We start from the raw sequence: 10642 nt of genomic DNA, 5'->3' as shown, positions 1-10642 counted from the left end.
ACACGCAGACAAATCAGGAAAAGTCGTTTTAATCAATGGGGATACTGATGCGAAGAAAGTAAAGCCAACGAATAAAGTGACATTAAGTAAAGATGACGCAGCCGACAAAGCATTTAAAGCAGTTAAGATTGATAAGAATAAAGCGAAAAATCTTAAAGATAAAGTCATTAAAGAAAACAAAGTTGAAATCGATGGTGACAGTAATAAATACGTTTATAATGTTGAGTTAATTACAGTGACACCAGAAATTTCACATTGGAAAGTTAAAATTGATGCTCAAACTGGCGAAATTTTAGAAAAAATGAACTTAGTTAAAGAAGCTGCAGAAACTGGTAAAGGAAAAGGTGTACTTGGCGATACAAAAGATATCAATATCAATAGTATTGACGGTGGATTTAGCCTAGAAGATTTAACGCATCAAGGTAAATTATCAGCATTTAGCTTTAATGATCAAACAGGTCAAGCAACATTGATTACTAATGAAGATGAAAACTTCGTAAAAGATGAGCAACGTGCTGGCGTAGATGCAAATTATTACGCTAAACAAACATATGATTATTACAAAGACACATTTGGTCGTGAATCATATGACAACCAAGGTAGTCCAATTGTTTCATTAACGCATGTTAATAACTACGGTGGTCAAGATAACAGAAATAATGCCGCATGGATTGGTGACAAAATGATCTATGGTGATGGTGATGGTCGCACATTCACAAGTTTATCGGGTGCAAATGACGTAGTAGCACACGAATTAACACACGGTGTGACACAAGAGACTGCAAACTTAGAATATAAGGACCAGTCAGGCGCTCTAAATGAAAGCTTTTCAGATGTTTTTGGATACTTTGTAGATGACGAGGATTTCTTAATGGGTGAAGATGTCTACACACCTGGAAAAGAGGGAGACGCTTTACGCAGCATGTCAAACCCAGAACAATTTGGTCAACCAGCTCATATGAAAGACTATGTATTCACTGAAAAAGATAATGGTGGCGTACATACGAATTCTGGAATTCCAAATAAAGCAGCTTATAACGTGATTCAAGCAATAGGGAAATCTAAATCAGAACAAATTTACTACCGAGCATTAACGGAATACTTAACAAGTAATTCAAACTTCAAAGATTGTAAAGATGCATTATACCAAGCGGCCAAAGATTTATATGACGAGCAAACAGCTGAACAGGTGTATGAAGCATGGAATGAAGTAGGCGTGGAGTAAAAATATATAAACAAGAAGAAGTAATGTTAAACACTTATAAATAATTAAATTTTAAATACAGCTTATATATGGGGTATACCTACATTGATAATTGACTTTGTAGGTATACCCTCTCTTTGTAATTAGATGAGAGGAGTGTGAGGGTTGTCTGCCGAAAGACTACTCGGCAGTCTAAAATCATTACAAGTAGTAGATATGTGATAATTAAATGCTGACTTAGAATACAAAATTCATTTTAAAAGTTGTCACAAAAAATTTACATGTATTTTTATTATCTTTTGCAAAACAAAGTGTTAAATTATAAATGAAACATGCATGAATTTATTTTTTAATACAAGAAACGTAACTACCAAAGGAGTTTACAATATGAAGAAAAGTAAACGATTAGAAATTGTTTCTACAATAGTTAAAAAGCATAAGATTTATAAAAAAGAACAAATCATTTCATATATTGAAGAATATTTTGGTGTAAGATATAGTGCAACAACAATTGCTAAAGACTTGAAGGAACTAAATATATATCGTGTCCCTATCGATTGTGAGACATGGATTTATAAAGCTATTAATAATCAAACAGAACAAGAGATGAGAGAAAAGTTTAGACACTATTGTGAACATGAAGTTCTAAGTTCAATCATCAATGGTTCATACATTATCGTCAAAACCTCACCTGGTTTCGCCCAAGGCATAAACTATTTTATCGATCAGCTAAATATAGAAGAGATATTAGGTACGGTGAGTGGAAATGACACTACATTAATCTTAACTGCCTCAAATGATATGGCAGAATACGTATATGCAAAATTATTTAAATAGACATGTATCAAATGAATAATAAAAATTTGTTTCGTATCACGTGTACTCAAGTTAGTTACCAAATATTAACTTGTGTACGCGTTTTTTTATGGAAAGAAAGAATTCATAGTCATTCAATTGACTGTATAAAAAACTTTATACAACATGTTTTTATGGGTATTTTTGAATAAAAAATGTATATTTTGACCCAAAATACCTTTATTTATGTATAAAAATCCATTATTATGTATTGTATAACAAAAAGATATGAAATTTTCGACTTTCTTTATGTGAATATAATCACATGTAAGCGTTTGAAGATTGTCTATACTCTAAATGAATTCAAAGATAAAAGGAGGAAATAGACATGACAGATGGTCCAATTAAAGTAAATAGCGAAATTGGAGCTTTAAAAACTGTGTTACTTAAGCGTCCTGGAAAAGAATTAGAAAATTTAGTACCTGATTATTTAGATGGATTACTATTTGATGATATTCCATATTTAGAAGTAGCTCAAAAAGAGCATGACCATTTTGCGCAGGTGCTAAGAGAAGAGGGTGTTGAAGTACTTTACCTTGAGAAGTTAGCAGCTGAAAGTATTGAAAATCCTCAAGTAAGAAGTGAATTTATTGATGATGTATTAGCAGAGTCTAAAAAAACAATATTAGGTCATGAAGAAGAAATTAAGGCATTATTTGCGACACTTTCTAATCAAGAACTTGTAGATAAAATAATGTCAGGGGTACGTAAGGAAGAAATTAATCCGAAATGTACACATCTAGTAGAGTATATGGATGATAAGTATCCATTCTATTTAGATCCAATGCCAAACCTTTATTTTACTAGAGATCCACAAGCCTCAATAGGACACGGTATAACAATCAATCGGATGTTCTGGAGAGCACGACGACGAGAATCAATATTTATTCAATATATTGTAAAGCATCATCCTAGATTTAAAGATGCGAATATTCCAATCTGGTTAGATCGAGATTGCCCATTCAATATTGAAGGCGGCGATGAACTTGTTTTATCTAAAGATGTCTTGGCTATAGGCGTTTCAGAACGTACATCTGCACAAGCTATTGAAAAGTTAGCGCGACGTATTTTTGAAAATCCGCAGGCGACGTTTAAAAAAGTAGTAGCAATTGAAATTCCAACTAGTCGAACTTTTATGCACTTAGATACAGTATTTACAATGATAGATTATGACAAATTTACAATGCATTCAGCCATTTTAAAGGCAGAAGGCAATATGAATATATTTATTATTGAATATGATGACGTAAATAAAGATATTGCCATCAAACAATCTAGTCATTTAAAAGATACTTTAGAAGACGTACTAGGTATAGATGATATCCAATTCATTCCAACAGGAAATGGTGATGTCATTGATGGTGCTAGAGAGCAATGGAATGATGGCTCAAATACATTATGTATAAGACCAGGCGTTGTAGTGACTTACGATAGAAACTATGTATCGAATGATTTATTGAGACAAAAAGGCATTAAAGTCATTGAAATATCTGGTAGCGAGTTGGTACGTGGACGTGGGGGCCCTAGATGTATGAGTCAACCATTATTCAGAGAAGACATTTAACGTAATAAATTATAGAAACGAGGGTGAAAATAATGACAGAAATTCAAAAACCGTATGATTTAAAAGGCAGATCATTATTAAAAGAAAGTGATTTTACCAAAGCAGAATTCGAAGGACTTATTGATTTTGCAATTACATTAAAAGAGTATAAGAAAAACGGTATTAAGCATCACTACTTATCTGGAAAAAATATTGCACTACTATTCGAAAAGAATTCGACGAGAACGCGTGCAGCGTTTACAGTTGCGTCTATTGATTTAGGTGCGCATCCAGAATTTTTAGGGAAAAATGATATTCAATTAGGCAAAAAAGAATCTGTAGAGGATACTGCGAAAGTATTAGGTAGAATGTTCGATGGTATTGAATTCCGTGGTTTTTCACAACAAGCTGTTGAAGATTTAGCGAAGTTCTCTGGTGTACCGGTGTGGAATGGATTAACAGACGATTGGCATCCTACACAAATGTTAGCTGATTTTATGACAATAAAAGAGAATTTTGGATATCTAGAAGGAATAAACTTAACTTACGTTGGAGATGGACGTAATAATATTGCGCATTCATTAATGGTAGCAGGTGCTATGTTAGGTGTTAATGTAAGAATTTGTACACCTAAATCATTAAATCCAAAAGAGGCATATGTTGATATTGCAAAAGAAAAAGCGAGTCAATATGGTGGTTCAGTCATGATTACGGATAATATTGCAGAAGCAGTTGAAAATACAGATGCTATATATACAGATGTTTGGGTATCGATGGGTGAAGAAAGTGAATTTGAACAACGTATTAATTTATTAAAAGACTATCAAGTGAATCAACAGATGTTTGATTTAACAGGTAAAGATTCAACGATATTCTTACATTGTTTACCAGCATTCCATGATACAAATACACTTTATGGACAAGAAACTTATGAAAAATATGGATTAGCTGAAATGGAAGTTACAGACCAAATCTTTAGAAGTGAACATTCAAAAGTGTTTGATCAAGCTGAAAATAGAATGCATACAATTAAGGCAGTAATGGCAGCAACATTGGGGAGTTAATCACTAAATGGAACGATATGAATATGATGTGTCTGATGATATAAGTGTCATGTACAGACACCTCATATTGGTATTAAAGGAGAAATGAATATGAACGAATCAGGAGATAACAAACTCAGTAAATCTTCTTTAATTGGACTAGTTATAGGATCCATGATTGGTGGCGGTGCGTTCAATATAATGTCTGATATGGGCGGTAAAGCCGGTGGATTAGCCATTATTATTGGTTGGATTATTACAGCTATAGGAATGATTTCATTAGCGTTCGTATTTCAAAATTTAACCAATGAACGGCCGGAGCTAGACGGTGGTATTTATAGTTATGCTCAAGCAGGATTTGGCGATTTTGTAGGATTTATCAGTGCTTGGGGATATTGGTTCTCAGCGTTTTTAGGCAATGTTGCCTATGCAACACTATTGATGTCAGCAGTAGGTAACTTTTTCCCGATTTTTAAAGGAGGCAACACATTACCAAGTATTATTGTCGCCTCGTTACTACTCTGGGGTGTCCATTTCTTGATTTTAAAAGGCGTTGAAACAGCAGCATTTATCAATAGTATTGTTACTGTTGCAAAGTTAATCCCGATTTTACTTGTAATCATATGCATGATAATTGCATTCAATTTTGACACTTTTAAAACAGGCTTTTTCGGTATGACGTCAGAGGGTGTATTGCCATTTAGTTGGGCGAGCACAATGAGCCAAGTTAAAAGTACGATGCTAGTGACAGTTTGGGTGTTTATCGGTATCGAAGGTGCAGTAATTTTTTCTAGTAGAGCTAAAAATAAAAAAGATGTAGGTAGTGCCACGGTTATAGGACTTATATCAGTTTTAATTATCTATTTCTTATTAACTGTATTAGCTCAAGGCGTGATTTTGCAAAATCATATTTCTCAATTAGATTCGCCAAGTATGGCACAGGTGCTTGCAACTATTGTAGGTGGTTGGGGATCTACACTTGTAAATATTGGTTTAATTATTTCGGTACTAGGTGCATGGTTAGGATGGACATTGCTTGCTGGTGAATTACCTTTCATTGTTGCAAAAGATGGATTATTTCCAAGGTGGTTTGCTAAAGAAAATAAAAATGGAGCACCTGTAAATGCACTGCTTATTACCAATATATTAGTACAATTATTTTTAATAAGTATGCTATTTACACAGAGTGCGTATCAATTTGCATTTTCACTAGCATCAAGTGCTATTTTATACCCTTACATGTTCAGTGCATTTTACCAAGTTAAATACACTTTAGAGCATCGACAGCAAGCAACTACTAAACAATGGACGATTGGCATCATAGCCTCAATTTATGCTATATGGCTTATATATGCAGCAGGTATCAATTACTTATTATTGACGATGTTACTTTATATTCCAGCTCTTCTTGTTTATTCAATCGTTCAAAAGAATAATCAGACACGTTTGATTAAATCAGACTATATTCTTTTTATGATTATTATCGTACTTGCAGTTATCGGATTAATTAAGTTATTGATGGGAACGATAAATGTTTTTTAAAAGGAGCGACAAAAATATGAAAGAGAAAATTGTCATTGCATTAGGCGGTAATGCGATACAGACAAAAGAAGCAACTGCTGAAGCACAACAAACAGCTATTAGACGTGCGATGCAAAACCTTAAACCTTTATTTGATTCACCAGCGCGTATTGTCATTTCACATGGTAATGGCCCACAAATTGGAAGTTTATTAATCCAACAAGCTAAATCGAACAGTGACACAACGCCGGCAATGCCATTGGATACTTGTGGTGCAATGTCACAGGGTATGATAGGCTATTGGTTGGAAACTGAAATCAATCGCATTTTAACTGAAATGAATAGTGATAGAACTGTAGGCACAATCGTTACACGTGTGGAAGTAGATAAAGATGATCCACGATTCAATAACCCAACCAAACCAATTGGTCCTTTTTATACGAAAGAAGAAGTTGAAGAATTACAAAAAGAACAGCCAGACTCAGTCTTTAAAGAAGATGCAGGACGTGGTTATAGAAAAGTAGTTGCGTCACCACTACCTCAATCTATACTAGAACACCAGTTAATTCGAACTTTAGCAGACGGTAAAAATATTGTCATTGCATGCGGTGGTGGCGGTATTCCAGTTATAAAAAAAGAAAATACCTATGAAGGTGTTGAAGCGGTTATAGATAAAGATTTTGCTAGTGAGAAATTAGCAACGCTGATTGAAGCAGATACCTTAATGATTCTTACGAATGTAGAAAATGTATTTATTAACTTTAATGAACCTAATCAACAACAAATCGATGATATTGATGTAGCAACACTGAAAAAATACGCGGCACAAGGTAAGTTTGCGGAAGGATCGATGTTGCCAAAAATAGAAGCTGCGATACGATTTGTTGAAAGTGGGGAAAACAAAAAAGTTATCATTACCAATTTAGAGCAGGCATACGAAGCTTTGATTGGTAATAAAGGTACACACATTCACATGTAGCACTTTATCACGCGACAAAACATTAAATATGTTTCTCCGTTGATTCAAATGAAAAAGTTGTCTGCTGACACTTTGCAAGGTTTGAAGGAGTTTAACTTATGACAGAAAACTTTATTTTGGGTAGAAATAATAAATTAGAACATGAACTAAAGGCATTAGCAGATTACATTAATATCCCATATAGTATATTACAACCATATCAAAGTGAATGTTTTGTCAGACATTATACGAAAGGCCAAGTTATTTATTTTTCGCCACAAGAAAGTAGCAATATTTACTTTTTAATTGAAGGTAACATTATTAGAGAACATTACAATCAAAATGGAGATGTATATCGTTATTTTAATAAAGAGCAAGTATTATTTCCAATCAGTAACTTATTTCATCCGAAAGAGGTTAATGAATTGTGTACAGCATTAACCGATTGTACAGTTCTTGGATTGCCTAGAGAATTGATGGCCTTTTTGTGCAAAGCTAATGATGATATATTTTTGACACTTTTTGCATTAATAAATGATAATGAGCAGCAACACATGAACTATAACATGGCATTAACAAGTAAATTTGCTAAAGATCGAATTATTAAATTGTTATGTCATATATGTCAGACAGTAGGGTACGATCAAGATGAATTTTATGAAATCAAACAGTTTTTAACTATTCAACTCATGAGTGATATGGCTGGAATTTCCCGGGAAACAGCTGGTCATATTATTCATGAACTTAAAGATGAAAAACTTGTTGTTAAAGATCATAAAAATTGGTTAGTAAGCAAACATTTATTCAATGATGTATGTGTTTAATATACAATGTAAAATGAATAAGTTGAACATGAGGTCTAACGTACATTTATACGTTAGGCCTTTTTTGCTAGCATGATGAATAATTTAAAATGTTAGTTAAATTTGATTGTTGAAATTACAGTAAAATTTAAGGTGATGAAAAATTTAGAACTTCTAAGTTTTTGAAAAGTAAAACATTTGCAATAGTGTAAAAATGGTATATTGATTTTTGCTAGTTAACAGAAAATTTTAAGTTATATAAATAGGAAGAAAACAAATTTTACGTAATTTTTTTCAAAAAGCAATTGATATAATTCTTATTTCATTATACAATTTAGACTAATCTAGAAATTGAAATGGAGTAATATTTTTGAAAAAAAGAATTGATTATTTGTCGAATAAGCAGAATAAGTATTCGATTAGACGTTTTACAGTAGGTACCACATCAGTAATAGTAGGGGCAACTATACTATTTGGGATAGGCAATCATCAAGCACAAGCTTCAGAACAATCGAACGATACAACGCAATCTTCGAAAAATAATGCAAGTGCAGATTCCGAAAAAAACAATATGATAGAAACACCTCAATTAAATACAACGGCTAATGATACATCTGATATTAGTGCAAACACAAACAGTGCGAATGTAGATAGCACAGCAAAACCAATGTCTACACAAACGAGCAATACCACTACAACAGAGCCAGCTTCAACAAATGAAACACCTCAACCTACGGCAATTAAAGATCAAGCAACTGCTGCAAAAATGCAAGATCAAACTGTTCCTCAAGAAGCAAATTCTCAAGTAGATAATAAAACAACGAATGATGCTAATAGCATAGCAACAAACAGTGAGCTTAAAAATCCTCAAACATTAGATTTACCACAATCATCACCACAAACGATTTCCAATGCGCAAGGAACTAGTAAACCGAGTGTTAGAACGAGAGCTGTACGTAGTTTAGCTGTTGCTGAACCGGTAGTAAATGCTGCTGATGCTAAAGGTACAAATGTAAATGATAAAGTTACGGCAAGTAATCTACAGTTGCAAAAGACTACGTTTGACCCTAACCAAAGTGGTAACACATTTATGGCGGCAAATTTTACAGTGACAGATAAAGTGAAATCAGGAGATTATTTTACAGCGAAGTTACCAGATAGTTTAACTGGTAATGGAGACGTGGATTACTCTAATTCAAATAATACGATGCCAATTGCAGATATTAAAAGTACGAATGGCGATGTTGTAGCTAAAGCAACATATGATATCTTGACTAAGACGTATACATTTGTCTTTACAGATTATGTAAATGAAAAAGAAAATATTAACGGACAATTTTCATTACCTTTATTTACAGACCGAGCAAAGGCACCTAAATCAGGAACATATGATGCAAATATTAATATTGCGGATGAAATGTTTAATAATAAAATTACTTATAACTATAGTTCACCAATTGCAGGAATTGATAAGCCAAATGGCGCGAACATTTCTTCTCAAATTATTGGTGTAGATACAGCTTCAGGTCAAAACACATACAAGCAAACGGTATTTGTTAACCCTAAGCAACGAGTTTTAGGTAATACGTGGGTGTATATTAAAGGTTACCAAGATAAAATCGAAGAAAGTAGCGGTAAAGTAAGTGCTACAGATACAAAACTGAGAATTTTTGAAGTGAATGATACATCTAAATTATCAGATAGCTACTATGCAGATCCAAATGACTCTAACCTTAAAGAAGTAACAGACCAATTTAAAAATAGAATCTATTATGAGCATCCAAATGTAGCTAGTATTAAATTTGGTGATATTACTAAAACATATGTAGTATTAGTAGAAGGGCATTACGACAATACAGGTAAGAACTTAAAAACTCAGGTTATTCAAGAAAATGTTGATCCTGTAACAAATAGAGACTACAGTATTTTCGGTTGGAATAATGAGAATGTTGTACGTTATGGTGGTGGAAGTGCTGATGGTGATTCAGCAGTAAATCCGAAAGACCCAACTCCAGGGCCGCCGGTTGACCCAGAACCAAGTCCAGACCCAGAACCGGAACCAAGCCCAGACCCGGATCCGGATTCGGATTCAGACAGTGACTCAGGCTCAGACAGCGACTCAGGTTCAGATAGCGACTCAGAATCAGATAGCGATTCGGATTCAGACAGTGATTCAGATTCAGACAGCGACTCAGAATCAGATAGCGATTCGGATTCAGACAGTGACTCAGATTCAGATAGCGATTCAGAATCAGATAGCGACTCAGATTCAGATAGTGAGTCAGATTCAGACAGTGACTCGGACTCAGATAGCGATTCGGATTCAGACAACGATTCAGACTCAGACAGCGACTCAGATTCAGATAGCGACTCAGAATCAGACAGCGACTCAGACTCAGATAGCGACTCAGACTCAGACAGCGACTCAGATTCAGATAGCGATTCAGACTCAGACAGCGATTCAGACTCAGACAGCGATTCAGACTCAGACAGCGATTCAGACTCAGATAGCGACTCAGAATCAGACAGCGACTCAGACTCAGATAGCGACTCAGATTCAGATAGCGATTCAGACTCAGACAGCGATTCAGACTCAGACAGCGACTCAGACTCAGATAGCGATTCAGACTCAGACAGTGATTCAGATTCAGACAGCGATTCAGAATCAGACAGTGACTCAGATTCAGATAGCGATTCGGACTCAGATAGCGACTC

Annotated in this window: 9 protein-coding genes; all 9 read left to right on the top strand. The window is 34.3% G+C overall.

The window, feature by feature from the left end:
* Window positions 1-1225: zinc metalloproteinase aureolysin (gene aur, locus IDG64_RS13980; RefSeq protein ID WP_206171342.1), on the top strand; the 1225-nt coding region annotated here is incomplete at its 5' end.
* 366 nt (window positions 1226-1591) lie between these two features.
* The gene (locus IDG64_RS13975; protein WP_000748760.1) at window positions 1592-2041 is read left to right on the top strand and encodes an arginine repressor; all 450 of its coding nucleotides are present in this window, start codon (window positions 1592-1594) and stop codon (window positions 2039-2041) included.
* Between the two features lie 2 nt (window positions 2042-2043).
* A complete protein-coding gene (locus IDG64_RS13970; protein ID WP_001792441.1) occupies window positions 2044-2211 on the top strand; it encodes a hypothetical protein in 168 nt (55 codons plus the stop codon).
* A gap of 176 nt (window positions 2212-2387) precedes the next feature.
* On the top strand, window positions 2388-3623 hold the full coding sequence (gene arcA / locus IDG64_RS13965; RefSeq protein ID WP_000129411.1) for an arginine deiminase: 1236 nt from the start codon (window positions 2388-2390) through the stop codon (window positions 3621-3623).
* 32 nt (window positions 3624-3655) lie between these two features.
* A complete protein-coding gene (gene argF / locus IDG64_RS13960) occupies window positions 3656-4666 on the top strand; it encodes an ornithine carbamoyltransferase (RefSeq protein WP_000136168.1) in 1011 nt (336 codons plus the stop codon).
* A 90-nt stretch (window positions 4667-4756) separates the two neighbouring features.
* On the top strand, window positions 4757-6187 hold the full coding sequence (gene arcD / locus IDG64_RS13955; RefSeq protein ID WP_001005838.1) for an arginine-ornithine antiporter: 1431 nt from the start codon (window positions 4757-4759) through the stop codon (window positions 6185-6187).
* Between the two features lie 16 nt (window positions 6188-6203).
* Window positions 6204-7145, top strand: a complete 942-nt coding sequence (arcC, locus tag IDG64_RS13950) for a carbamate kinase (RefSeq protein ID WP_000660028.1) — start codon at window positions 6204-6206, stop codon at window positions 7143-7145.
* A 98-nt stretch (window positions 7146-7243) separates the two neighbouring features.
* Window positions 7244-7948, top strand: a complete 705-nt coding sequence (locus IDG64_RS13945) for a Crp/Fnr family transcriptional regulator (protein ID WP_000138215.1) — start codon at window positions 7244-7246, stop codon at window positions 7946-7948.
* Window positions 7949-8297: 349 nt separating this feature from the next.
* Window positions 8298-10642: MSCRAMM family adhesin clumping factor ClfB (clfB, locus tag IDG64_RS13940; protein WP_206171341.1), on the top strand; the 2345-nt coding region annotated here is incomplete at its 3' end.

This window comes from Staphylococcus sp. EG-SA-15 (genome assembly GCF_017151895.1).
Taxonomy (GTDB): Bacteria; Bacillota; Bacilli; order Staphylococcales; family Staphylococcaceae; genus Staphylococcus; species Staphylococcus aureus.
This window is presented reverse-complemented; position numbering and strand designations above follow the sequence as displayed.